Source organism: Erythrobacter aurantius (assembly GCF_023823125.1).
GTDB classification, from domain to species: Bacteria; Pseudomonadota; Alphaproteobacteria; order Sphingomonadales; family Sphingomonadaceae; genus Erythrobacter; species Erythrobacter aurantius.
In genome coordinates, this window is the sequence record NZ_CP090949.1 from 1,565,396 (window position 1) to 1,589,720 (window position 24,325).

Below are 24,325 nucleotides of genomic sequence, written 5' to 3' on the forward strand. Positions count from 1 at the left end.
TAATGGACTTCATCTCAATCCTATCGATCTTCGTGCTGGCGTGTTTCGTCGGCTACTATGTGGTCTGGTCGGTTACTCCGGCGCTGCACACTCCGCTGATGGCGGTGACCAATGCGATCTCCTCTGTGATCATCGTCGGTGCTCTGATTGCGGCGGCTGAGGCCAACGATCCCGTCGCGAAATATCTCGGCCTGTTCGGCGTGGTGCTGGCGAGCGTCAACATCTTCGGCGGCTTTGCCGTGACCGAGCGCATGCTCGCGATGTACAAGAAGAAGGAGAAGTAAGAGATGAGCTTCTCCATTCTTGCAGGCGCGGCAGAAGGCGCCGCCGGAACCCCCGCCTGGGCGATGCTTGCCTATCTTGCGTCGGGCGTGTTCTTCATCCTCGCATTGCGCGGCCTTTCCAGCCCCGCGTCGAGCCGTGCGGGCAACCGCAACGGCATGATCGGCATGGGAATCGCGCTCGTCACCACGCTGGTGACGCACGACATCGCCAATATTGCCGAAATCGGGATCGCGATCTTCCTTGGCGGGATCATCGGGGTAACCATCGCTCGCAAGATCGCGATGACCGCGATGCCCGAACTGGTCGCCGGATTTCACAGCCTGGTCGGCCTTGCCGCAGTGGTGGTGGGCTTTGCCGCGTGGCTGAACCCCGGCGCATTCGGCATCCTTGATGAAGCGGGGCAAATCCTCGTTGTCAGCCGAATCGAACTGGGCCTCGGCATTGCCATCGGTGCGATCACCTTCTCCGGATCGGTGATTGCTTTCCTCAAGCTTTCGGGCCGGATGAGCGGATCGCCGATCCTGCTCCCGGCGCGGCATTTCATCAACCTTGGCACGCTGGCCGCGATCCTCGGCCTGATCGCCGCCTATGCGATGTCGGGTGCGGGCGGGCCTGCCGAAGGGATGCTGATCATCTGGATCGCCATTCTGGCCTTCCTTATCGGTTTCCTGCTGATCATCCCGATCGGTGGCGCGGACATGCCGGTGGTTGTGTCCATGCTGAACAGCTATTCCGGCTGGGCGGCAGCGGCGATGGGCTTCACGCTGGGCAACAGCGCGATGATCATCACCGGGGCGCTGGTCGGTTCGTCGGGTGCGATCCTGTCTTACATCATGTGCCGTGCGATGAACCGCAGCTTCATCAGCGTGATCGCGGGTGGCTTTGGCGCCGACGCGGGCTCTGGCGGTGGCGGCGAAGCGCGAGAGCAACGCCCATACAAGCAGGGCAGCGCCGAAGACGCGGCCTATATGCTCGAACAGGCGGAAAAGGTCATCATTATCCCCGGCTACGGCATGGCGGTGGCACAGGCGCAGCACGCGCTGCGGGAAATGGCCGACACGCTCAAGGAAAAGGGCGTGGACGTGAAATACGCGATCCACCCTGTCGCGGGCCGCATGCCCGGCCACATGAACGTGCTACTTGCCGAAGCCAACGTCCCCTATGACGAGGTGTTCGAGCTGGAGGATATCAACTCCGACTTCGCGCAGGCTGACGTGGCCTTCATCATTGGCGCGAATGACGTGGTGAACCCGGCGGCGAAGACCGACAAGAGCTCGCCGATCTATGGCATGCCCGTGTTCGATGTCGACAAGGCCAAGCAGGTGTTCTTCATCAAGCGTTCGATGGGCGGCGTGGGCTATGCCGGCGTCGACAACGATGTTTTCTACATGAACCAGACCGTCATGCTCCTCGCGGATGCAAAGAAGATGGTCGAGGAAATTGTGAAAGCTCTCGACTGATGGGCAAATTCCTGTTCGGCACGGTCGCGCTGGCCCTGCTGATCGGTATCGCGTTCCAGACCGGGCTGGCTGATCCACTGGTGAAGTGGCAGGTGCAGTCCGCTCTGGAGGAATCCGGCGTGTCCGAAGAGCGCGCCGAATGCATGTCCGATCGGATGGTCGACCGGCTTTCGCTGTTCCAGCTGTACAAGCTGCAACAGGGGATGAAGGCGCGAGAGGGCGAACCCGAGGAAGGCTATGGCCTTGGCGAACTGGTGAAGCGCCTGCGCCGCGTCGGCGATGGCGAAGCGGTGGCAGTCGTCACCACCAGCGCCGGATTGTGCGCAATCGGCATCGGCTGACAAACTCTCGCCTTGCCTTGGCAGCGCTCCCTGTCGCACAACAGCGGCAAGGAGAGATCACCATGCCACGCTTTTTGCTTGCTTCTGCTGCGCTGGCGCTTTGCGCCGTCCCCCTGACCTCCATTGTTGCCCAGACGGCAGATGCTGCGGGGGGAGGTGTCGGCACCGAATTCATGGTGTTCGAAGTTGAGACGAGCGAGGCGGCGAAAGAGCATTTCCTGCGCGGCCTCGCGCTGCTGCACAATTTTGAATACGGCCGCGCCGCCGCCGCCTTTCGCGAAAGTCAGGCAGCCGATCCCGGTTTCGCCATGGCCTATTGGGGCGAGGCGATGACCCACAATCATCCGCTGTGGGAAGAGCAGGATCGTGACGCGGCACGGGCGATCCTCGCGCGGCTCGCGCCGACGGCTCAAGAGCGTGCAGCCAAGGCTCGCGGCCCGCGGGAGAAGGCATGGATGGACGCGCTTGAGACGCTTTATGCCGAAGACGGCACCAAGGAAGAGCGTGATCACGCCTATCTGGCGAAGATGCGCGCCATGCTCGCCATGTGGCCCGATGACATCGACGTGCGCGCTTTCACCGGGCTGGCGGTGCTCGGCACTTCGCACGGAGGGCGCGACATCGCGCTGTACATGGAGGCGGCGGGCATTCTGGAGCCGGGCTTCATGACGCATGAACAGCACCCCGGCATCCTGCACTATCTGATCCATTCCTATGACGATCCGATCCACGCTCCGCTCGGCAGGCGGATGGCTCAACGCTACGCCAAGGTCGCGCCCGATGCGGGGCATGCGCAGCACATGATCAGCCACATTTTCCACGCGCTCGCCGATTGGGAGGCTTCGGAAGAAGCCAACATCCTCGCCGATGCCGTGGTCGATCGTCAGCGCGCGGCGGCAGGGCGCGGTCCTGCGCATTGCGGGCACTACAATGAATGGCTGGTCTATGCGCTTTTGCAGCAGGGCAAGGATGCAAGCGAACGCGTAGCCCTATGCCGCGCCGATGCCGACCCGGCCGATGGGGAAGAGGCCAATTACGGGGCCGTGCGCAGCTATTCGGTGATGGCCGCATGGCAGGCAGTCGATACCGGGATCTGGCCCGAACCGCTTGGCGAGGAGGCGAATAAGTTCCGGCTACCTCGGATCACGATGACCCATGTGGCAGCGCTTCAGCACCGGGGTGATGCCGAAAAGCTTGCCAGCGCAGTGTCCAATATGCGCCTCGATGCGGAGCAAATGGTCCCGCTGCTCGCGAGGACCGCGCCTGATGATCGCACAACCATGCCCTGGGTCGAACGCGCGGTGGCGCAGGTTGACGCGCTGTTGATGCTTGCTTCAGGTGATACAGACGCCGGAATTCGGGCCCTGTACGAAGCGGCTCGTGCCGAAAGCGCATTGCCGGTGGTCTTCGGCCCGCCGGCGATTGCCAAGCCGAGTTGGGAATTGCTGGGCGAGGAACTGCTTGCGCTTGGCCGCAAGGCCGACGCGGCAGAGGCCTTCCGCCTCTCGCTCGAATTTGCGCCGGGCAGAAAGCTTTCGCTTGAAGGGCTTGCCCGCGCCGAGGGTGGTTGAGCGCGCCCGCGTTCTGCGGCACTGTGCAGCCAAACGGGATTGGGAGAGGGACAAATGATCAGATTGACGATAGCCGCATTGGCGCTTGCGAGCGCGGCTCCGCTGCTGGCTGAAACGCATGTGGTGTCACCGGGTGAAGGCGCGCAGGAGCGTTTGCAGGAGGCTCTCATCCTAGCGGAGCCGGGCGACGAGATCGTGCTTGAGGCGGGGCGTTATGTCCTGACTGACGGGCTTAGCCTTGATGTCGACGGAGTGACGGTTCGCGGATCGGGCATGGACGGCACAGTGCTCGATTTCACCACACAGGCCGGATCGGGCGAGGGGCTGCTGGTGACTTCGGACAACGTCACCCTTCGCGATTTCGCGCTGGAGAACCCCAAGGGCGACGGAATCAAATCGAAGGGTGCGGACAACATCGTGTATTACCGCATCCGCGTCACCTGGACCAACGGGCCGGACGCAGGCAACGGCGCCTATGGCATCTACCCGGTCGAAAGCACCGGGGTGCTGATCGACGGGGCCAAGGTCGCCGGAGCATCGGACGCCGGGATCTATGTCGGCCAGTCGAACCGGATCACCGTACGAAATTCGATCGCGGAGGCGAATGTCGCCGGGATCGAGATCGAAAACAGCCGTAACGCGCTGGTCGAACACAATATCGCCACCCGCAACACCGGAGGAATTCTGGTGTTCGATCTGCCCGGACTGCCGGTGATGGGCGGGGGCAATGTGATTGTCGCCAACAATCTGGTGGTGGCCAATGACACACCCAATTTCGCGCCGCCGGGCAACATCGTCGCCGGAGTGCGCCGGGGGACGGGCATCATGGTCATGGCCAATGACAAGGTGCTGATCGAAAACAACATCATCGACGAAAACCCGACCGCGCCGATCATGGTGATCGCGTACACACTCGGCTTTGATGACGAACGTTACAATCCTTTCCCACGCGAAGTGGTGGTGGGCGAAAACCTCTACGGGCGTGGCGGTGACGACCCGCAGCTCGAAGGGGCCGAGATGCTGCTCGCTGCCTTTGGCGGTGCCTTGCCTCCGGTGCTGTGGGACGGTCTGGGTTCGATCTACGCGGTTGAGGGGACGCAGGGCTGGTCCTTGAACCTGACCGAGCAGGGCAAGGGGCTTGGCGGAGCCAACCCTTCGCCGCTGATGGCACAGCCGCCTGTGAGTGAATTCGACCGCAGCGGCATTGGCGCTCCGGCAGAGCTGGATGAACGCATCGGATGATCCGTTCTCTTGCGATTGCGGGATTGGCGGCGGGCGCGCTGGCTTTGACGGTTTCGGCCGCTCGCGAAGCGTCCGCTTTGCCTCCGCCATTCATCAATGATGCGGCCATTCTGGGCGAGGTGCAACTCGACGGCGAAGTGCGTGAAATGCCGCGCACTCTGGCCGAATACGGCTTCTTCCTCGATGCCGCGGGCCGCGTGCCGGATGCCCGGCTGATCCCATATGAACTCAACACACCGCTATGGTCCGATGGCGCGGAAAAGCTGCGCTTTGTCTACGTGCCCGAAGGCAAGCAGGTGAAGGCTGACGGCGAGGGCCTGCTGCAATTCCCGGTCGGTACCGCGATAATCAAGACTTTCGCCTTCGGTGAGGGTGAGGATCAACGCTACATCGAAACGCGCCTGTTGCTGCATCGTGCGGACGGGTGGCTGGCGCTTCCCTATCGCTGGAACGACGATCAGACCGAGGCGACGCTGGCGCTGGCAGGGGCGCGGCTACCTATCACCACGCCAGCGGGCGAGGACATCAGCTATCGCATTCCTAACAAGAACCAATGCAAGTCGTGCCATTCGCTCGATGGCGAGGTGATCCCGATCGGGCCCAAGGCGCGCAACTTGTCACCCGATCTGTTGCAGCGACTGGCCGGTGACGGGCGGCTGGATACTGCCCCCAAGGTTTCGCATGCATTGCCCCGGTGGACAGATGCGGGAGCAGACAATGCAACGCTTGCGCGGGCATATCTCGACGTGAATTGCGCGCATTGCCACCGACCCGGTGGCGGCGCGTCCAATTCCGGGCTGGACCTGCGCTGGGAGCAGGACGATCCTTTTGCCATCGGTGTTCGCAAGCCTCCTGTCGCGGCTGGACGCGGAGCCGGGGGCTTCCTCGTGTCAATCGAGCCGGGGGCGCCTGAACGGTCGATCCTCGTGCATCGCATGGACTCGAACGAACCGGGCGTCGCGATGCCTGAACTGGGCCGGTCCAGCATTGATCACAAGGCGATTGCGGTGATGCGCGAGTGGATTGAAGGAATGGATCGATGAAGTGGTTTCTGCGGGTCGTCGGCGTCGTCTTGGCGGTGCTTGTCGTCGCCTTCCTGATCTTTCGCACGCCTGATACCGACGCGGCTGAAATGCGCGCCAAATACGGCGCGCCTCCTTCGCAATTCGTCGCAATCGGAGATGGCGTGACGGTTCACTTGCGCGACGAGGGGCCGCGTGACGCACCGGCAATCATCCTGCTGCACGGCTCCAACGCCGATCTGCATACGTGGGAACCGTGGGTCAAAGGGTTATCCGACAGCTACCGCATCGTCCGTTTCGACCAGATCGGGCACGGACTGACCGGCCCCGATCCCGCGCATGATTACAGCCTTGCCAGCTTCACCTCGGACATTGACGAAGTGGCCGATGCGCTGGGCATTGAAAGCTTCTTCATCGGGGGCAATTCGATGGGCGGGAAACACGCGCTTGCCTATGCCACGCGCTATCCTGAGCGGGTGCGGGGACTGATCCTTGTCGATGCCGGGGGCAGCCCGGTCCGCAAGGTGAAACGGGACGATGACGAAGACAGCGGTGGCGGCAACATCGGTTTCACCATCGCCCGCACACCCGGCGTCAACAAGATCGCCGAACAGATCACTCCGCGAGCGTTGATCGCGCAGAGTCTGGACCAGAGCGTTTCGATCAAGTCGGTGGTGACCGAGGAAGCGATTGATCGTTACTGGGAACTTCTCCGCTATCCCGGCAACCGCGCGGCGACGATGGCGCGCTTCAGCCCCCCCTACGAGGTGCTGACAGAGAAGGAACTGGCCGGCATAGCAAGTCCGGCGCTGATCCTGTGGGGGGACGAAGACCGCCTTATCCCGGTCGCAGCCGGCGAATGGATCGATCAGAACCTGCCGAACTCGCAAATGATCGTCTATCCGGGCATCGGCCATCTGCCTCAGGAAGAGGCGCCCGAAGCGACCATCGCCGATGTCCGCAAATGGCTCGATACGATTGCGCAACCCTGACGCTTAAGCCGGAATTAACCATCCAAATCATTTGATTGAATGGCAAAACCGCGCCCTATGGACGCGGAGGCCGCTTCGTCGCTACATCTCTTGTGCAGCGCACACAGATTCGGGGATCACATTGCGAAAACTGGGATTGATCGGCGGCATGAGCTGGGTGTCCACGGGCATCTATTACGATCGCATCAACCGCATCGTCCAGCGTCGCGCCGCCCCCATGGCGAGCGCGCCGATGCTGATCGAAAGTCTCGATTTCTGCCAGCTTTACGCATTGCGCGAAGAACGCGACTGGCAGCGCGCTAGCGTGATCCTGTCCGAAAGCGCCAAACGGCTCGAAGGTGCAGGAGCCGAGGGCATCATCATCGGCGCCAATTCCATGCACAAGCTGTATGACGATGTCGCCGCCTCGGTGAATATCCCCATCCTGCACATTGCCGAATATGTCGGCCGCGCGCTGAAACGGGCCGGCTACAAGAGTGCCGCGCTGATCGGCACGCGCAACGTGATGACGGAAAGCTTCTATCGCAAGCGGCTGGTCGCCCACGGGATCGATCTGCTGCCGCCCAACATGGACAATGTCGAAACGCTTGATCGGATCATTTACGACGAGTTGATGGTGGGTAAAGTGACCCGCGATGCTCAGCGCGCGATGAAGACGATCATCACCAACAAGTCACAGGAAGGGGCCGAGGCAATCGTCCTTGCCTGCACCGAACTCGACCTTGTCGTGGACGTCGACGCAAACGTTTCGCCGGTGTTTGATTCTACCAGGATCCACTGTGAAGCGGCCGCAGACTGGATCCTTGAGCAGGAACTGGTGAATTAGTTGGCGGCTTGCCCCTTGCACTGAACGGTTGGTCGCAAGTCTGTGATGCATGGGGTGCAACATTAGCCGGACCCGCTTACGTGCGCGCCCTGAAATTGTCATCGATAAGTAACAGACAATTTCCGGGTCTTCGGGTCGCACCGTTGACCCAGGGGCCAAAAGGCTCTTGGGGCCGCTTACCACCCCCCCATTGCACCCGGTAAGCGGTCCCTTTTTTTCAAATCAGCGGCGATGTCTCTCAAACCGGTCTGTCCACCGCAATCCTTCAAGGTTGCCGATCTGTTCCGGTTGAGCCTGCGCGCACTGTGAAATAAGCGGTTCGTCGTGACGATGCGTGCTCCCTTTGCTGCAGATCCCTTTTCGCATGGCGGGCGCGAGTTTGGCGGCAACGCCGCGTCGGGCGCGGCCCCCAATCCCGAAAGCCGTGGTCCGCGGACCGATTTCCAGCGCGACCGCGATCGCATCATCCATTCGATGAGCTTCCGCCGCCTCAAGTCCAAGACGCAGGTGTTCATATCGCCCGAAGGCGATCATTACCGCACGCGGCTGACGCACAGCATCGAAGTTGCGCAAATCGGCCGGGTGCTGGCACGCGCTCTGGGGTTGGACGAGGATCTGACCGAGGCGCTCTGCCTCGCTCACGATCTGGGCCATCCACCGTTCGGCCATGCCGGAGAATCGGCCCTTTCCGAGGCGATGGCGCGCCACGGAGGCTTTTGCCACAACGCACAGGCGTTGCGTACCGTCATGCGGCTTGAAAGCCCCTATCCCGAACATGACGGGCTGAACCTGACTTGGGACCTGCTCGAAGGGCTGGCCAAGCATAACGGCCCGGTCGCCGCGCCCAACTGGGCCTTGGCGGAACTGGATGAGGCATTCCCGCTTGATCTCGGCACCTGGCCTTCGATCGAAGCGCAGATTGCGGCGGTGTCCGACGATATCGCTTATGACAACCACGATATTGATGACGGCCTACGCGCGGGCTTTCTCGATCTCGACGATCTGCTCCAGCTCGATTTTCTCGCCGATCAATGGCGGGCGGTCGAACGGCGTTTTCCCAATGCCCCGCGTGATCGCCAGCTGCGCGAATTGATCCGCGATCAGATCGGTCTGATGGTGAATGACGTGCTGCAACACACGCGGGAAATGACCAAGGGTATGGGATCGGTAGCCGAAGTGCGCGATGCCGGGCGGCAACTGGCTGGATTTTCACCCGAGATGCGCGAACACGAAAGGCGGCTGAAGGCCTTCATGTACGATAGACTGTATTACCACCCCGAACAGGTCAGCGCGGCTGAGCGTGCCCGCGATGTCGTGGCGCGGCTGTTTGCGGCCTATTCGCAGGACGCGGGCCTGATGCCGCCCGAATGGCGCGCCAAACTGCCCGAGCAAGACCCGCAGCGCAGCCGCGTCATCGCCGACTTTATTGCCGGGATGAGCGATCGTTTTGCAATGCAGGCTTGCGAGACGATCTATGGCGAACGGCCAAGGGGGCTGATCAATGTCTGATCCGAGCCCTGTGGTACACGCTCCCACGCGTATAGGCCTGGTCGGCGCGACTGGCCTGATCGGCCAGCGCCTCATTGCGATTTCCAGCGCCGGGGATGAAGTGCGCATGGTCGGCATAGCCCGGCGCGAGGCGCCCTTGCCCAAGGGTGCTCGGGTTGAAGTCTTCGTTGCCGAACCGGCCAAGTGGGGCGAGGTGCTGGAAGCGGTGCGCCCGCGTGCGTTGATCTGTGCGCTCGGCACCACTTGGAAAAAGGCGGGGCGCGACGAAGCGGCGTTTCGTGCGGTCGATCATGATCTGGTGATTTCGACCGCCAAAGCTGCCGTCGCGGCCGGTATTCCTAACATGGTTTTGATAACCGCCGCAGGATCCGACCCCACCGCCAAGAACCTGTATCTGAGGGTCAAGGGCGAGGTCGAACAGGCTGTGTCGAAGGTCGGTTTCAAACGCCTCGACATCCTGCGGCCCGGCCTGCTCCGTGGCGAGCGCAAGGATGATCTGCGTCCGCTTGAAGCGCTTGCGCAATTTGCCAGCCCGGTGATCGACCCGCTGATGCCCGCAAAATGGGAGATGTTCCGTTCGATTGACGCTGATTTGGTGGCGGAAGCGGCATTGGGCCTGTGCCAGCGCAAGGCGCAGGGGCGCTTCACCCATGACAATGAGGCGATGAAGCGGGCAGCACGCGAATGGCGCGCCAAGACGTTGCACGCGGCGGAGTAGCGCGGATGGACTGGAACCCGATTTTTGGCGCGGTGAACATGCTGGCCCTGATCGCATGGACCGCTTTGATCCTCTTGCCGCGCTGGCCCGCTTTGCTTGCTGCCTTGCTTTATCTGGGGGTTGGCCTGCTCTGCCTTGTCTATGCCGCTGGCCTGATCGGGGTCTTGAGCGGCGCCATCCCGACTGACGGGGGAGGGGCGGACTTTTCTTCCATTGAAGGTGTGCGCGCCATCTTTGCCAGCGATGCGGGCGTCACCATCGGCTGGACGCATTACCTCGCCTTTGACCTGTTCGTCGGGATCTGGATTGCCCGCGATGGAGACATGAAGGACATTTCGCGCTTCATTCAGGCTCCGGTGCTGCTGGCGACATTCCTTGCCGGGCCACTCGGCCTCGGGCTGTGGCTGCTGATCCGTGAACCGCCGGCGCGCAAGCTTGGTCGCTGGCATTAGTAACGGGCAGGCTGCAAACCGCTGGACCGTGACTGCCTGAAATGCTTAACCCAAGGGCAAACAGCTTTGGGAGAGCAAGCATGACATGGGAAGGGACCGTCAAGGGCGATCCTCATCACGATTTCGTGACCTTCGATGAAATTCTGGCTTTCTGGGCCGAAAAGCGCCCCGATCAAACCGCGTTCGAACAGGACGGGCGCATTACCAGCTATGCCGAAGCTGACGCGATGACCCGTCGCCTGATCGCGCTGTTCAAGTCGCGCGGGTTGGCAAAGGGGGACAGGATCGCGTGGCTCGGCAAGAATTCCGATCGCTATTGCCTGCTTTACATGGCGGCAGCGCGCATGGGCGCTGTGATGGTGCCGATCGGCTGGCGGCTGGCTACGCCTGAAATCGCCTATATCCTGTCAGACACCGGGGCAAAGCTTGTGTTCGCGGGCGAGGAATTCGTCGACACCGCACTGGCGGTTGCCGCTGATGTGCCCGAAAAGCCTGCCGTGATCGAGGCATCGGCCGCGCTGCGTGAGGCTGCGGGTCTTGAGCCGGCGGCTTATGACCCCCCACATGCGGATGATCCGATCCTGCAACTCTACACCTCTGGCACCACCGGCAATCCCAAGGGCGCGGTGCTTTCCAACGCCAATCTGCTGGGCCTGCGCAATCCCGGCAATGCCATCGGATTGCATTGGAATTTCTACGACCAAGGCGACTGCATGCTGGTTGCCATGCCGTGTGCGCATATTGGCGGCACGGGCCTGATCAACATTGCTCTGGCCAATGGCATACGGTGCCTTTTGCAGGCCGAATTCACGCCCGTTGGCGTGCTTGAGGCGATCGAGAACGGGGCAACCCATATGTTCATCGTGCCCGCTGCGCTGCAAATGGTGGTGCAGCATCCGCGCGCACCCGAAACCGATTTCTCGCACCTGCGCTATCTCATGTACGGCGCCGCGCCGATGCCACTCGAACTGCTCAAGCAGGCGGTGCGCACCATGCCCAATGCGAACTTCCTGCAGGCTTACGGCATGACGGAAACCAGCGGGACGATCTCGATCCTCCCGCCCGAAGATCACACCATCGAAGGCAACCAGCGGATGCGTTCCGCGGGCAAGGCCTGTCCGGGTGTCGAGATCGAGGTGCGGGGGCCAGACAACAAGGAGGTGCCGCACGGCGAAATCGGCGAAGTCTGCATCCGATCCCCCTCGAATACTGCAGGTTACTGGAAACTGCCCGATGCCACCGCCAAAACGATTGATCCGGATGGCTGGCTGCATACGGGCGATGCCGCGGTGATGGACGAAGACGGCTATGTCTATATCCAGGACAGGATCAAGGACATGATCATTTCGGGCGGCGAAAACGTCTATCCCGCCGAAGTCGAAAACGCCGTGTTCGGTCATCCTACCGTGGCCGAGGTCGCGGTGATCGGTGTCCCAAGCGAGCGCTGGGGCGAAGAGGTGAAAGCCTGCGTGGTCCCCAAGCCTGGCGCAACCATCGACGAGGCCGAACTGATCGCCTGGACCCGCGAGCGCATCGCGGCGTTCAAGGCCCCCAAAAGCGTGGACGTGATCCCCGAAATGCCGCGCAATGCCTCTGGCAAGATCCTGCGGCGGCAATTGCGTGCGCCGTATTGGGAGGGGCAGGAGCGGCAGGTCAATTGATGGCGGCGGCGCAGCGATGAAGAAGCACGCACCCGCTGCTATGCGCAACCGCGATCCCATCGCGGCGGTATTGCATCAGGAATTGCCGGAAAGCGGCACCGTATTGGAAATTGCCAGCGGATCGGGCGAACATATCGTCCATTTCGCGCATCTGTTCGGCAATCTCGACTGGCAGCCGAGCGATCCCGATCCCGAAGCGATTGCTTCGATCCTCGCCTATTTCAACGAATATGACGGCACCAACCTGCGTCTGCCGATGGTGCTGGATGCGGCATCACCCGCAAGCTGGGAGGTCCGCGGCGCTGATGCAATCCTGTGCATCAACATGATCCATATCAGCCCGTGGGAAGCGACCCTGGGCCTGTTTGAAGGAGCTGCCCGGTTTCTGGGCGGCAGGAATCTGCCGCTGATCCTGTACGGCCCATATATTGAGCAGGGCGTTGAAACGGCGCCGTCGAACATCGAGTTCGACGAAAGCCTGCGCTCAAGAAACGGGCAGTGGGGTTTGCGCCGGCTGGAGGATGTCGATGCCGTCGCAGCCAGCCACGGCTTTGCGCGCACGGCCCGCCATGCGATGCCGGCCAACAATCTGACAGTGGTTTACCGCGCCGGTTGAGCCTCTTCGCGCGAAGCGGGCGGGGCATGGCTGATCACCTCTTCGCCCTTGCGGCCGACGGATTCGATGTCGCGGCCAAGGCCTTTGACAGTGTTGCAGCCGGTTGCGCCAAGGGCGAAGGCTCCAAGCGCTGCGGTAAGAACGATCTTGCGGATCATGGATGGGGGTTCCTTTCTGCGCCAGCTTTAGCGCAATCAGACCTCGGTTGTCTGCGTCTTTTGACGCGCGACCGCGATCTGCCGTTCCCTCCATGCGATCAGCAGCCCCGCTGCGACGATAAGCGGCGCGCCGAGCCAAAGGCTGGCAGGCGGTGCGCGGTCGAACACGCTGAAACCATACCACGTAGCCCACAGCAACGACGTGTAATCCATCAACAATATCACTCCGGCAGAGCCGAACCGGAGCGATGTGGTGAGCAATATTTGTGCAAGCGCTCCGCACAGCGCCATTGCCACGATGATGCCCCATGTCTGGGCATCGTGCGTCTGAAACACGAAAGGCAGCGCCAGCGCCGCGACAGGGGTTGTCAGCGCAACGAACCAGAAGACGATCGTCCAGGGTGCTTCGGTCTTGTTCAGGTCCTGAATCTGGAAGCTGATCAGCGCCACCATGAAAGCCGCGACAAGTCCCACAACCGCGCCGATCGGGTCCATTCCGGTTGCGCCGCCCAATCCGAAGGCAGGCTGGGTCAGCACGACGACGCCGGAAAACCCCAGCGCCACCGCGCCCCAGCGATACATGCCCACTTTTTCACCAAACAGGACAACGGCAAGCAGCACGGCAAAGAAAGGGGCGGTAAAGCTGATCGCGGTGGCCTCTGCGAGTGGTAGGAGGATGACCGCTCCATAGACGAAGAACATGCCTGTGAGGCCATAGGCGGCCCGCAGCGTGTGCGCGCCGAACCGCTTTGTCCTGATCGTGCCGAGCTTGCCCCAGGCGGCCAGCAATGCGGCGATGCAGATCAGCGAAATGAATTGCCGCCAGAACACCAGTTCGGCCAGATGCGCTCCGCGTTCGCCAGCCAGCTTCACCAGCATCGCCATGGTCGCCAGCGTTGCCGCCGTCGCAAGGCGAAGGCCCAACGCAAGAAATGGGCGGGGGCGGGCTACGGAACCATCCATAATTGGGGCATTAGGCACCACGCAGCTTTGCGCAAGCGATGTGCGCGCCTACATGGTGCGGAACATGAAAATGCTCCACGATCTTGTCTTTGCCAGCGACGCGGTTTTGATGGCGCTTGCCGGGCTGGGTTTCTGGCTGTTCGCCGGGTTTTGCCTGGTCATGGACAGGCTGCGCACAGCGCGCCGATCTCTCGATCGGCTGGAACGCGTCGGCTGGGTTCCGTGGACCGGGCTGTTCCTTGGCAGTGCGATCATCGGCGGTGGCTGCCTCGCGATGAGCCTTCCGGTGGTGCTGGGCAACATGTGACAGGGCTGACCAGATTTTGATCAGCGGCCCGGCAAGAACTTGCCGCATTGTCGGTGCCGCAAGTTTGTGATATCCGGTGACAAATCAGAAGAGTCGTACCCCTGAAAGTCTATCCGATGTAAGGTGTTCTCTCATGCGGCCAGTTGCGCTTGCTTTGCTTGGGTGTGCAGCGGTTTTGCTGCCACTTGCTTTTCTGACCGGTGAAAAACCCGCACCTGCGGCCGATCACCTCGATCCGCCAGCGCGGACCAATCCAAACAGCGACAGCACGCCCGATTTCGCGGCAGACATCGCTGATCTCTATGTAACGCATGATGATGATGTGGTCACCATGACAGTGACATTCGGGGGGCCGTCTTCGCCGCAATTGCCCGCTTTCTACGATCCGAACGTGCGCTACACGATTTCGGTATCGAACCAGCCACCCCGCCAGACCACCGACATTCCCATCGTCTTCAGCTTCGGGCGTGAAAGCGGCACTTCTGATGGCGCATTCGGAGTGCGGGTCAAAAACGTTCCGGGGGTCGATGGCGATATCATCGGTTCGGTCGAACGGATCATCGAAAAGGACGGCGTCCGCGTTTTTGCGGGACTGGTCGACGATCCATTTTTCTTTGACTCCCAAGGCCTAACCGACACGCGCCGCACCGGTGCATTGAGTTTCCGCAATGATCGCGATTTCTTTGGTGCCCAGAACATCACCGCATTCGTGATCGAGATACCGCGCGACAGGCTGGAAAACGGCGCGAACGAGCTGGAGTTCTGGACATTCAGCGAGCGGCTGGGAGGGCAGTTCAATGGCTGATCGGCGCAGTCTTGCCAGTATTATGGCCCTTGGCCTCGCTTGCACGCTCGCGGCTTGTGGCAGCGATGAGCAAGCGCCTGTCCCGCCACCGGAAGGGACCGAGCTCGTCACCAGTGTCGTGCCTTGCCTTGAACAGGTCGTACCCGGCACGGGCAAGCGGGTGGTCGATCTGGTGGTGCCCGATACGATCAACGTCGATCTGTCGAAAGCATCCGGTTTCCCCAACGGGCGCCGTCTGGAAGACCCGGTGATCGACGTCACGCTGGCGATCATCTTCCTCGACATGGCAGTGCACACACCTACCACCTTTGTGAACCTGCCGCTGAACCCTCCCGCGAATGATCGTCCCTTCCGCGCCGAGTTTCCCTATCTTGCGCTGCCTCAGGGCAATCCGCCCTTGTCGGGTTCGGACTCTGCGGTTTCGTTCGATTTTGTCGATGCGCCCGACGATCAGTTCGTGCGGGTCGATCGCACCGGCATGCCCGCGATCTCTCCGGCACTGGTCGCTCCCCAACGGCGCAACGAATACAATGATGCCGGGCCTGCAGAGGATGCGGCGTTCATTTTCGCGTCGGAACTGACAACGCAATTGCAGGTGCTTCACGAAGTGCTGGTTGACGATTTTCAGGCAGCCGGTCTCACTTCCTGTGCCCTCGTTCGCACCCTTTAAGCGCCGATGGACGCCATGCCGCTGCGAGAGGCTCTTCGCTGGATGATCCTGCTGATCATCGCCCTCGTGGCGATGACGGGTCTTCAGCGGTTCTTCGACGGAACGTCCGCGATCGAGCCCGCGCGGGCGGCGGTTCCTGCATGGGGTCCTTCTGATTTTTCGCAAGCACTTCAGATGCTTGACAGGGATGTGGCGCGATCCAGAGCCCGTCTGGCCGCCATCCCGGACTCTTGGGCCGCACATGAGGCATTGGCCATGTCGCTCCATGCGCGCGGACAATTGAACGGTTCGCACGAGGATCTCGCAGCGGCCCTCGAAAGCGCCGAGAATGCGCGGCAACTCGCGACTGAACCGAGCGGCCCCGCTCTGTCGCGGGCGATCGTGAACCTTGCTCTGCATCGCAATGATATTGCCGCTGAGGAAATTGCTCGGATGGACAGCTTTGCCGTCCCCGCTGATCCACCCGATCGTGCAGAGGCGGAAGCGATACTCGGCGATGTCGCGCTGTATGCGGGCGATTACCGGGCGGCGCTGGAGCGATACCGGGCGGCCGAAGCCATGTATCCCAGCGCCGGTACTGCTGTACGACTGGCGGACTGGTTTCGCCATCAGGGCCAGTTCGAGCGCGCAAGGGCGACATTGAAAGCCGGTTTTGACAGGCCTCAGGTCACTCCTTGGACGCGAGCGGCCTTGCTGCTGCAACTAGGCGCCATTGACCTTCAGACCGGGGACTGGGCGGCGGCGGAGCGGTATTTCGAACAGGCCGATGCGGCCTTTCCGGGATGGTGGCTGACGCGCGCACATCTGGGGCAGATGGCCGCCGTACGTGGTGATTTCGCCCGCGCCGAAAGCCTTTATCGCGAAGCGATGCAAGGGGCTGAGCGACCATCGGTGTTGGATGCGCTGGCGGCGGTTCTCGAAGCGCAGGGGCGGAACGAAGAGGCCGCCCGTATCGCGCAAGCGGCGGCAGGATTGTGGAAGGCGAGGGTCGCAAGCCATCCCGAAGCCTATGCCGATCACGGATTTGAAGCGGCCCTTTCCCAAGGAGACACCGCAGGCGCGTGGCAATTGGCATCGCTCAATTACCGCAACCGGCCTTATGGTGACGGGCGGATCGGACTGGCGCGCGCGGCAGCGGCAAGAGGGCGCGACGAAAGCGCGCGGGCGATTCTTGAAGAGCTCGGTCGCACCGGTTGGCGATCAACCGAACAATACCGCGTGCTGGCCGAGGTGTGCGAGCGGTTGAAAGATCAGTCCTGCGTCGCGTCCGCGCGCAAGGCGGCGCTCGCGATCAGCCCCTTGGCCTTTGACCCGCGATCCGACCTGCTGTTTTTCAGCAATCACTAAAGCGTGTCCGGGCGCACGGCCCGGACCTTGGGGCCTTACAGGCAGGCTTCCAAATACGCCTGATCGAAACCGAATTGACGCGCTTTTTCAAGCGTATACGGGCGCAGGCCGCTTGAGCGGAATTCGCCCATGATCTTGCCGTCTTCGCTCTCGTCGAGGTACTCGAACTTGAACAGGTTCTGCGTCACGATCACGTCGCCTTCCATCCCGATCACTTCGGTGATGTCGGTGGTGCGGCGCGAACCGTCGCGCAGACGCTTTACCTGCACGATCAGGTCAACCGATTCGGCGATCTGGCGCGAAATGGCTTCCTTCGGGATCTTGATGTCGCCCATCAGGATCATGTTTTCCATACGGCCAAGGCATTCGCGCGGGCTGTTGGCGTGAAGCGTACACATCGACCCGTCGTGGCCCGTGTTCATCGCGGCGAGAAGGTCGAAACACTCCGCGCCACGAATTTCGCCCAGGATGATGCGGTCAGGACGCATACGCAGGGCGTTCTTCACAAGGTCGCCGATGGTGATCGCGCCTTGCCCTTCGAGGTTCGGCGGACGGGTTTCCAGCGGCAACCAGTGCGGCTGCTGCAGGCGAAGTTCCGCCGCGTCCTCGATCGTCAGCACGCGCTCGCCCGGGTCGATCATCTTCGACAGGGCGTTGAGCATGGTCGTCTTACCCGAACCGGTACCGCCCGAGATGACGATGTTCATCCGGCAGGCACCGGCGATCTTGAGGCAGGTCGCCATCTTTTCGCTCATGGAACCGAATTCCTTGAGCATGTCGATGGTGATCGGTTTTTCGGAGAATTTACGAATCGATATGGCGGTGCCGCGCAGCGACAGCGGTGGAACGATCACGTTCACACGGCTGCCGTCCTTGAGACGGGCGTCAGCCAGCGGTGTGGTCTGGTCGACGCGGCGGCCGACCTGGTTCACGATCCGCTGGGCGATCTGGAACAGGTGCTGTTCGTCGCGGAACCGGATCGGCGCGATCTGCAGCTTGCCCTTTTTTTCGATGTAGGTCTGATCCGGGCCGTTGACCATGATATCGGACACGTCCGGATCATTCAGCAGTTCTTCTAGCGGACCAAAGCCCAGCAGCTCGTCGATCAGAACCTTTTCGAGCGCGAATTGTTCGCGGCGGTTGAGCGTTACCTTGAGCTCGGCCAGCACTTCCATGATGATCGGGCGGAATTCTTCCGACAGTTCATCCTTGGTCAGCGTGGCGGCTGCTTCCGGGTCGACGCGTTCGAGCAGGCGGGGGAGGACCTGCTCCTTGATCTTGTGGACGCTCGCTTCGAAACCGCCGGCTTCGGCCTCGGCGGCGTTGGTTGCGTTCATGCGTTCCGACAGACGCTCCATCGCGCTGGCGGTGGCATTGCCGGCAGGCTTGGGCGCGGGCTTGGGCGCAGCCGGACGCTCGCCGCCGCTGCCGGGCAGGGGCGGGAATTGCTCGCCACCCTTCGCCTCTTCTGCACCGCTGCTGCTGCCACCTTTCATCGGCCGGGCCACACCGAATGCGGGCTTTGCGCCCGGTCTCATTCCAGCTGGGCCACCCTTTTTGCCGAATGCGCTCATTACATAGCCCCCAAGGCTTTCTGCATAGTCATCCTGCGCTGGTCGCAAACTTGTAACGAACAGCGCCTCTCGAAAAGTGGTGAATAATTGGGAAACCTTATTTTTTCCCTAAAACCGGCCTCGTCATGCAGAACCATTCCGGCCTTTCGCATGGCCGTGCGGGGGATAGAATCGGTTCGCCCCTTTACGCTGCGGGAAGCACAGGCGAGTGAGCCGGGAGGCGGCCCTGACAGGGGTGGCCAGTGCGAACAGGCAAGGATCGGGCACCCGGATGCACAAGCTGTTAGGGGCGTGGAGCAAGCTGGTTGGCGGAAATGCCGCCAATGGCGTCTTGCAACTGGTGATCTTTGCGATCGCGGCGCAAGCGCTTGATCTGGCTGCGCTCGGCATAGTCATCCTGATCCAGGCTTATGTCCGCCTGATCGACGGATTGTTCAATTTCCAGTCGGTCAACGTGTTGACCAATTTCCTCGCCGGGGCGCAGGAAAGTAACGACACGGATCGATTGCGGGGATTGCTCAAGGCCGGGCTGATCGTCGATTTCGGGACAGCGTTGATCGCCACAATTGTCGCAGTCGCTTTGCTGCCTCTTGTCGCGCCGTGGTTGGGCATCGACGGGCACTGGATCGCACTTGCCGCCGGATTCTGCATCGTGATCGCGACACGCACCTTTGGCGCGATCGAGGCGGGACTGCGCTGCTACGACAGGTTCGGCGCGATCAGCCTGAGGCCGGTGGCGGTTTCACTGGTAACCTTGGCCGGATCGCTGATTGCCTGGTTCGCGCAGGCCGGGGCCGAGGTGTTCCTGATCATCTGGCTGGTGGCGGAAGTGGCCGCTAACCTTGTCTATCTGGTCTGGTCGCTCGTGATCCTGCGAGCGCATGGCGTGTCGGGATTGCGGCAAGCGGATGCGCGCGGCGCGATTGCCGCCTCGCCGGGTTTCTGGGCGATGATGTGGCAGACCAATGCGACATTCGGCATTCGGATGTTGAGCCAGGAAGGCGATGTCATCCTTGCAGGCGCGGTGCTTGGCCCGGTGGCGGCCAGCCTGCTGCGCGCGGCCAAGAATCTCGCCAATCTCGTCGGACAGCTGGGGCGGCCCTTGCAGCAAGTGGCAAGCGCGCCGATTGCCCGTTTCGCGGCGCGGGGCGAGGGTGATCAGGCGCTGTTCTATGCCGCAAAGATCGCGGCCATTGCATGTCTGGCCGGATTGGTTCTTGCAGCCGTTATGGCGTTGATCGCCGGGCCCGTTCTGGCGCTCGGCTTTGGTAAGGAATTTGCCGCCGGCGCGACGATAACGGCAATCCTGTTCGCCGCGCGGGCGCTTTACCTATCAGGCGTCACCTTGATGCCGCTGCTGATCGCCTTTGGCCAAAGCGGGCGGTTTCTCGGCTCGGTCATCGCCGGAACCGCTGCGTTCTTCATCGTGCTGGGCTGGACGATCGAACCGCTCGGGCTGATCGGTATCGGGCTGGCCCACATCGCCTTTGAGCTGGTGTGGTCCAGCTATGGCTGGATTACTGCGCGCCTGACCTTGCACCGCACGCAGGGTTAGGCGCGGCCCAGCACCTGCTTCACCTTGCGCGAGATGGCGCGGCCCGGCTGTGCCGCTTCGGCATGGAGATACTGATCGGGGTGGACCAGATCGAGCATCGCAGGCGCACCAAACCCGTGGCCTGACAGCTTCGCCGCCGCCTCGGAACCTTCGCGAGCGAACACCAGCATGTTCTGGCGATACCAGAAGGCGATATCGCCATTCTGCCAGATCATCGGGCGGATCGGATCGAATGCCTGATAGCCGTGTTCGGCAAAGTGGCCCGCCCAATAGCTCTGCCATTGTTCATTTACGTGGCCGGTGCCGCCCTGAAACGGGATGGCAGCCGAAAACAGGACGCAGTCGCCCAGCGCACAAAGATCGCCGACAAAGCTGCGCGCGCGGGATTCGGCCAGATGCTCGGCTACTTCCAACGAGATCACGAGATCGAAGCGGCGGTCTGCCGAAACCTTTTCCTCAAGGTTCTGGAAGCTCACCTGCCCTTCATCGAGCACGAGATTGGCGGTGCGCGCCCATGGTCCTTCGAACCCTTGCACCTCGGCAATGCCCATTTCCTGCGCAACCGAAAGCCAGGTGCCGACACCGCAACCGACATCGCAGGCGCTGGCTGGCGCGATCCATTCGCCGATCTTGCCCAATACGAGCCGGGCGGCCGCGCGGGTCCGGGCATCGCGGTCCGCGTGGAAATCGGTGCCGTAGAGGGAATCGGGGGATTGGGCCTTGGTCGCCATTTTGCGCTCGCTGCTGTGCGCCTTAGGTGGCGCGTTGGAAAATATGCCCAATGAGTAAGAAATCTTAGTAACTGCCGGGTTAATGAATTCGCATGAGCCGCAAATTGCTTTCCTCCATCGCGATGACGATCCCGCGTCCCATCAGGCGCGGGCTGAAGACACAGGTCCTTCCTCCGGTGCTGCGCACGGTCAGATCAATTCGCGAAGGTGCGCCGGATAGGCCCGATGCACGCGAATATCGTGTCGCCGCGCAGGAAACCTTTGCCGGATATTACGAAATCCAGCCTATATCGGCTGACGGGCAAGCGGTGCTGGCGCATGCCTCACCCGTCGCCCGCCGTGCGCTCGACGGTTCGGAAATTGCGGCTGTGGGCTGGTTCGATATCGCCTCGGGCGAATGGCACCACGTCGCCGACACGCAATTGTGGTGCTGGCAGATGGGGGCGCGGCTGCGCTGGTGGGATAGCGCGGGGCCGCGCACTCTGGCCTTCAACGCGATGATTGACGGCGCCCCGGCGCATTGTCTCGCCGACAAAGATGGCGGCATGAGAAGGCATTGCGACGTGCCGTTGTTCGACGTGCACGAGGATGCCGGGATCGGCCTTTCGCTCAATTTCGCGCGGCTGGCCCGGTGCCGCCCCGGCTATGGCTATCCGCTGCTGGAAGATCCGTTCGCCCGGCAGAACCTTCCCGATGGCGACGGCGTCACACTGGTCGATCTGGCCACCGGCAAGGGCGAGCTTGCCTATGCCATGCCCCGCTTTGCCGAACTGGTGCCGGGCGCAGATGCGGGCCAATACCATTATCTCAACGCCGCTCTGCTCAGTCCGGAAGGTACGCGGTTCAGCGTCCTGTACAAACGCCTTCCCGAACCCGATGACGTGCACGGGTGGACGGTCGATGCGGTGGTCGGCAATTGCGACGGGTCGGGCCTTATTCGGGTACCGCTGAAGGGGCGGGCATCGCATTACTGGTGGCTCGACGAAGACCGGATCGCCTACACCGACAACACCGGCATTTTCTCCGAATATGTGGTTTTCGATTGCCGCGACGGCTCGCTTTCGCCGCTGTCGTCCACCATGCCCAAGGTCGACGGACATCCCAGCCAGCACGAAGAAAGCGGCCAGTGGGTGACTGATACCTATCCCGATCTCTATGGCGATCAGACGCTGTTCGTGCTGGACAAGGACGGCGGCAATCGCCGCGAACTGGGCCGCTTGCCGGCAGATCGCCGGTATCAGGACGAATGGCGCTGTGATCTGCATCCACGCTGGTCGCGCGACGGAAAGCTGGTGGTGGTCGATTCCACCCACGAAGGCTACCGCGCGCTCTATCTGGTTGATACCGGGAACCGGTGATGCCTGCGATTACCGTCCTGATGGGGGTCCACAATGGCGAGGCGTTTCTGGCCGAAACGCTGGAAAGCGTCGCCGCGCAGACATTTTCCGATTACGAATTCGTGATTGTCGATGACGCATCGAGTGATGGCACACCCGCGCTGCTTGCGTCTGCGGCGGAAAATGATCCGCGCATCCGCATCATCACGAACGACACCAATCTGGGCCTAACCCGCTCGCTCAATCGCGGGCTTGAGGCGGCGCGGGGAGAATTCATCGCGCGGATCGATGCCGATGACGTGTGCCTGCCTGATCGGCTGGCGATCCAGCACGCGCATATGCAAGCGCACCCGCAAGAAATCGGCATTACCGCGAATTTCGAGATGATCGACGGGGAAGGGCGGGTGCTGCGTCGCGGTGGCGAGCCGCTTGACGATTGGCAGGTGCGCTGGCTGCTCGGCTGGAACCCGCCGGGGCCGCATCCGACATTCTTCTTCCGCCGTTGTCCCGATGGCACAAATCCGATCCGCTATGACGAAGGATTCCGCACCGCGCAGGATTTCGACTTGTGGAGCAGGCTTGCCGCGCTTGGCCCCACCCGCCGGTTGCCCGATGCACTGATCCGCTATCGCCGGCACGCAGGCGCGATTACGCATTCTCGGCGGCATGAACAGGCGCAGAATTGCGCGGCAATCGGGCGCCGGAACCTCGCTGCACGTCTTCCGCAAGAGATTGCGCAAGGGCTGGAGCCGCTGATTGCGCTGTTCTCATACAATGCCAAAGCTACGCCCGCCACGGTCCGGGCGGCGATTGCGGGGGCTGATGCGATGGTCGCGCATGATTGTGCTTCGGCGCCCGGCGCATCGCATCGCGGCTGGGTACGCAAGATGACGGCGGGTCTGCTGGCCGATTCGATCCTGTCACGCGGCGCGGGCCTTTCATCGCCTGCCGCAATTGCCGCTTTCGTCTGGCACGGCCGCGCTCATCTGCCGCATCTTGCCCGAGCGGTTGCCGGTGATCCGGGGACTGCCATCAAGAGCCTGCGGGGCCGCAAGCGCGGGTGAATATCTATTGGGTGTAGGCCTGCGCGGTTGCCTCGGCCACGCGGCGCCAGCTGAAGTGCCGCCGTGCTGCAAGCTGTGATTGCGCGATAAAATCCGCCCGCGCCGCGGCATTCCAGTCGCGGATCGCAAGAATTCTGTCCGCCCATGCCTGGGCATTGCCGGGGGGCAGAAGAAACCCGGTTTCTCCGTCGATCACCGCGTCCTTCAATCCGCCTGTCGCCGATGCCAACACAACCCCGCCGACGCTGGCGGCTTCGGGGGCGATCAGGCCAAAGCCTTCGAATTCGCCATTCGCGCGCTCGATATTGGGCATGACGACACAGGCGGCAGCGGCGAAATGCCGGGCCAGTTCGGTTTGCGCCATCGGGCCGAGGAAGTTGACCCTAGGAAAATCCAGCACCGCGTCCTCGCTCGCATCCCAGCGCGTACCGATCACGGTCAATTGCATGGTTTCGGGCAACCGCGGCATCACCTCGCGCACGAACCAGCTGCAACCCTTTTGAGTGATAAGCCGCCCTGCGAACAGGATTGTGTCCCGATCGAAGGACGTTGGCGGGCCAGCGCGAAGATCGGTGGCAAGCGGCACGACAGCACGTGGTTGCCAACCAATATCCTTGAGCCTGTCACGCGTGGCATGGGAATTGGCGATGACCCCGGAACGCCCCAGCAGGCGCGTGCCCAGTTTCTGGTAGGCCTCGTAAACGCTGCCGAGAAACCCGCCGCGCAGACCATAGGACACATCGGTGCCATGGGCGGACAGGACAAGCCGCGCCCTCGGGAAAAAGGCATGAGCCATCAAACCCAGCGGCCAGATCGCCATATCGCCGCAATGGATGATTGCGGGTGCATCGCGCAGCGCGAACAGGCGGCGCAGGACAGTGAAGGGAAACAGCAGCAGAGCAAGCGCTGTTGGCGGCAAACCGTTGTCGCGCCCTTTCAGCGCAATCACGTCAACCGGGTGGAGCCTTGCCAGCTCTTCACTCAGCCGTTCGCTGTAGGTTTCCATGCCGCCGACCGCCGGGCCCCACTTGCGGGTGATGAACAGCACCCGCGCCGCGCTCCTCGCGTTATCTGTACGGATCGGAAGATCGGTGGGCATGGCTGTCATTCTGCGCCGAT

The 24,325-nt window shown here is 62.1% G+C and carries 25 protein-coding genes; 20 read left to right on the forward strand and 5 right to left on the reverse strand.

Annotation, left to right across the window (positions count from 1 at the left end; genetic code table 11):
• The first annotated feature begins 2 nt into the window (after nt 1–2).
• The 13 genes from L1K66_RS07400 (at nt 3) to L1K66_RS07460 (ending at nt 12,695) form a co-directional block, all read left to right on the forward strand.
• Nucleotides 3–284, forward strand: coding sequence for an NAD(P) transhydrogenase subunit alpha (locus L1K66_RS07400; protein WP_034952674.1), 282 nt, complete (start codon nt 3–5; stop codon nt 282–284).
• Nucleotides 285–287: 3 nt separating this feature from the next.
• Entirely contained in the window at nt 288–1,745 is a 1,458-nt protein-coding gene (locus L1K66_RS07405) for an NAD(P)(+) transhydrogenase (Re/Si-specific) subunit beta (protein WP_407931983.1), read from the forward strand.
• On the forward strand, nt 1,745–2,086 hold the full coding sequence (locus tag L1K66_RS07410; protein ID WP_252260292.1) for a hypothetical protein: 342 nt from the start codon (nt 1,745–1,747) through the stop codon (nt 2,084–2,086). The genes L1K66_RS07405 and L1K66_RS07410 overlap by 1 nt, the downstream gene beginning before the upstream one ends.
• 62 nt (nt 2,087–2,148) lie before the next feature.
• The gene (locus L1K66_RS07415) at nt 2,149–3,657 is read left to right on the forward strand and encodes a hypothetical protein (RefSeq protein ID WP_252260293.1); all 1,509 of its coding nucleotides are present in this window, start codon (nt 2,149–2,151) and stop codon (nt 3,655–3,657) included.
• A 54-nt stretch (nt 3,658–3,711) separates the two neighbouring features.
• Nucleotides 3,712–4,899 (forward strand): parallel beta-helix domain-containing protein, encoded by a 1,188-nt coding sequence (locus tag L1K66_RS07420; RefSeq protein WP_252260295.1) that lies wholly within the window; start codon nt 3,712–3,714, stop codon nt 4,897–4,899.
• Nucleotides 4,896–5,942, forward strand: coding sequence for an SO2930 family diheme c-type cytochrome (locus L1K66_RS07425; RefSeq protein WP_252260296.1), 1,047 nt, complete (start codon nt 4,896–4,898; stop codon nt 5,940–5,942). Before L1K66_RS07420 ends, L1K66_RS07425 begins: the two co-directional genes overlap by 4 nt.
• The gene (locus L1K66_RS07430) at nt 5,939–6,913 is read left to right on the forward strand and encodes an alpha/beta fold hydrolase (RefSeq protein ID WP_252260298.1); all 975 of its coding nucleotides are present in this window, start codon (nt 5,939–5,941) and stop codon (nt 6,911–6,913) included. Before L1K66_RS07425 ends, L1K66_RS07430 begins: the two co-directional genes overlap by 4 nt.
• Before the next feature lie 121 nt (nt 6,914–7,034).
• Nucleotides 7,035–7,739, forward strand: a complete 705-nt coding sequence (locus L1K66_RS07435) for an aspartate/glutamate racemase family protein (protein WP_256471496.1) — start codon at nt 7,035–7,037, stop codon at nt 7,737–7,739.
• Nucleotides 7,740–8,069: 330 nt separating this feature from the next.
• Nucleotides 8,070–9,248, forward strand: coding sequence for a deoxyguanosinetriphosphate triphosphohydrolase (locus L1K66_RS07440; protein WP_252260456.1), 1,179 nt, complete (start codon nt 8,070–8,072; stop codon nt 9,246–9,248).
• Entirely contained in the window at nt 9,241–9,966 is a 726-nt protein-coding gene (locus L1K66_RS07445; RefSeq protein ID WP_252260301.1) for an NAD(P)H-binding protein, read from the forward strand. Before L1K66_RS07440 ends, L1K66_RS07445 begins: the two co-directional genes overlap by 8 nt.
• Nucleotides 9,933–10,418 (forward strand): ABA4-like family protein, encoded by a 486-nt coding sequence (locus L1K66_RS07450; RefSeq protein WP_252260302.1) that lies wholly within the window; start codon nt 9,933–9,935, stop codon nt 10,416–10,418. The genes L1K66_RS07445 and L1K66_RS07450 overlap by 34 nt, the downstream gene beginning before the upstream one ends.
• A gap of 80 nt (nt 10,419–10,498) precedes the next feature.
• Nucleotides 10,499–12,079 (forward strand): fatty acid--CoA ligase, encoded by a 1,581-nt coding sequence (locus tag L1K66_RS07455; RefSeq protein ID WP_252260303.1) that lies wholly within the window; start codon nt 10,499–10,501, stop codon nt 12,077–12,079.
• Nucleotides 12,080–12,095: 16 nt separating this feature from the next.
• Nucleotides 12,096–12,695 carry a DUF938 domain-containing protein gene (locus L1K66_RS07460; protein ID WP_252260305.1) on the forward strand — a complete coding sequence of 200 codons (600 nt, stop codon included), beginning with the start codon at nt 12,096–12,098 and terminating at the stop codon, nt 12,693–12,695.
• On the opposite strand, the gene L1K66_RS07465 is transcribed toward L1K66_RS07460, so the two are convergent.
• Together L1K66_RS07465 and L1K66_RS07470 are read right to left on the reverse strand one after the other, a co-directional pair.
• Nucleotides 12,680–12,853, reverse strand: a complete 174-nt coding sequence (locus L1K66_RS07465; protein WP_330221258.1) for an Entericidin EcnA/B family protein — start codon at nt 12,851–12,853, stop codon at nt 12,680–12,682. The genes L1K66_RS07460 and L1K66_RS07465 overlap by 16 nt on opposite strands.
• A 36-nt stretch (nt 12,854–12,889) precedes the next feature.
• Nucleotides 12,890–13,816 (reverse strand): DMT family transporter, encoded by a 927-nt coding sequence (locus tag L1K66_RS07470; RefSeq protein WP_252260308.1) that lies wholly within the window; start codon nt 13,814–13,816, stop codon nt 12,890–12,892.
• Between the two features lie 64 nt (nt 13,817–13,880).
• On the opposite strand from L1K66_RS07470, the gene L1K66_RS07475 reads away from it, so the two are divergent.
• The 4 genes from L1K66_RS07475 (at nt 13,881) to L1K66_RS07490 (ending at nt 16,945) form a co-directional block, all read left to right on the forward strand.
• Entirely contained in the window at nt 13,881–14,123 is a 243-nt protein-coding gene (locus tag L1K66_RS07475; protein WP_034953266.1) for a hypothetical protein, read from the forward strand.
• 175 nt (nt 14,124–14,298) lie between these two features.
• Nucleotides 14,299–14,928 (forward strand): DUF4331 family protein, encoded by a 630-nt coding sequence (locus L1K66_RS07480; protein WP_252260309.1) that lies wholly within the window; start codon nt 14,299–14,301, stop codon nt 14,926–14,928.
• Complete coding sequence (locus L1K66_RS07485) at nt 14,921–15,598, forward strand: DUF4331 family protein (protein ID WP_252260310.1); 678 nt, start codon at nt 14,921–14,923, stop codon at nt 15,596–15,598. Before L1K66_RS07480 ends, L1K66_RS07485 begins: the two co-directional genes overlap by 8 nt.
• 6 nt (nt 15,599–15,604) lie before the next feature.
• Nucleotides 15,605–16,945, forward strand: coding sequence for a tetratricopeptide repeat protein (locus L1K66_RS07490; RefSeq protein WP_252260312.1), 1,341 nt, complete (start codon nt 15,605–15,607; stop codon nt 16,943–16,945).
• 35 nt (nt 16,946–16,980) lie between these two features.
• Here the strand turns inward: L1K66_RS07490 and L1K66_RS07495 are convergent, their stop codons facing one another.
• Nucleotides 16,981–18,519 carry a CpaF family protein gene (locus L1K66_RS07495; RefSeq protein WP_252260314.1) on the reverse strand — a complete coding sequence of 513 codons (1,539 nt, stop codon included), beginning with the start codon at nt 18,517–18,519 and terminating at the stop codon, nt 16,981–16,983.
• A 271-nt stretch (nt 18,520–18,790) separates the two neighbouring features.
• Here L1K66_RS07495 and L1K66_RS07500 point away from each other — a divergent pair, with 271 nt between their 5' ends.
• On the forward strand, nt 18,791–20,074 hold the full coding sequence (locus L1K66_RS07500; RefSeq protein ID WP_252260315.1) for a lipopolysaccharide biosynthesis protein: 1,284 nt from the start codon (nt 18,791–18,793) through the stop codon (nt 20,072–20,074).
• Here the strand turns inward: L1K66_RS07500 and L1K66_RS07505 are convergent.
• Nucleotides 20,071–20,805 carry a class I SAM-dependent methyltransferase gene (locus L1K66_RS07505; protein WP_252260316.1) on the reverse strand — a complete coding sequence of 245 codons (735 nt, stop codon included), beginning with the start codon at nt 20,803–20,805 and terminating at the stop codon, nt 20,071–20,073. The genes L1K66_RS07500 and L1K66_RS07505 overlap by 4 nt on opposite strands.
• A 92-nt stretch (nt 20,806–20,897) precedes the next feature.
• On the opposite strand from L1K66_RS07505, the gene L1K66_RS07510 reads away from it, so the two are divergent.
• Both L1K66_RS07510 and L1K66_RS07515 read left to right on the forward strand, forming a co-directional pair.
• The gene (locus L1K66_RS07510) at nt 20,898–22,163 is read left to right on the forward strand and encodes a TolB-like translocation protein (RefSeq protein ID WP_252260318.1); all 1,266 of its coding nucleotides are present in this window, start codon (nt 20,898–20,900) and stop codon (nt 22,161–22,163) included.
• On the forward strand, nt 22,163–23,206 hold the full coding sequence (locus tag L1K66_RS07515) for a glycosyltransferase family 2 protein (RefSeq protein WP_252260320.1): 1,044 nt from the start codon (nt 22,163–22,165) through the stop codon (nt 23,204–23,206). The genes L1K66_RS07510 and L1K66_RS07515 overlap by 1 nt, the downstream gene beginning before the upstream one ends.
• Nucleotides 23,207–23,210: 4 nt before the next feature.
• Here L1K66_RS07515 and L1K66_RS07520 read toward each other — a convergent pair whose 3' ends face one another.
• Nucleotides 23,211–24,314, reverse strand: coding sequence for a glycosyltransferase family 4 protein (locus L1K66_RS07520; protein ID WP_252260321.1), 1,104 nt, complete (start codon nt 24,312–24,314; stop codon nt 23,211–23,213).
• Nucleotides 24,315–24,325: the final 11 nt, after the last annotated feature.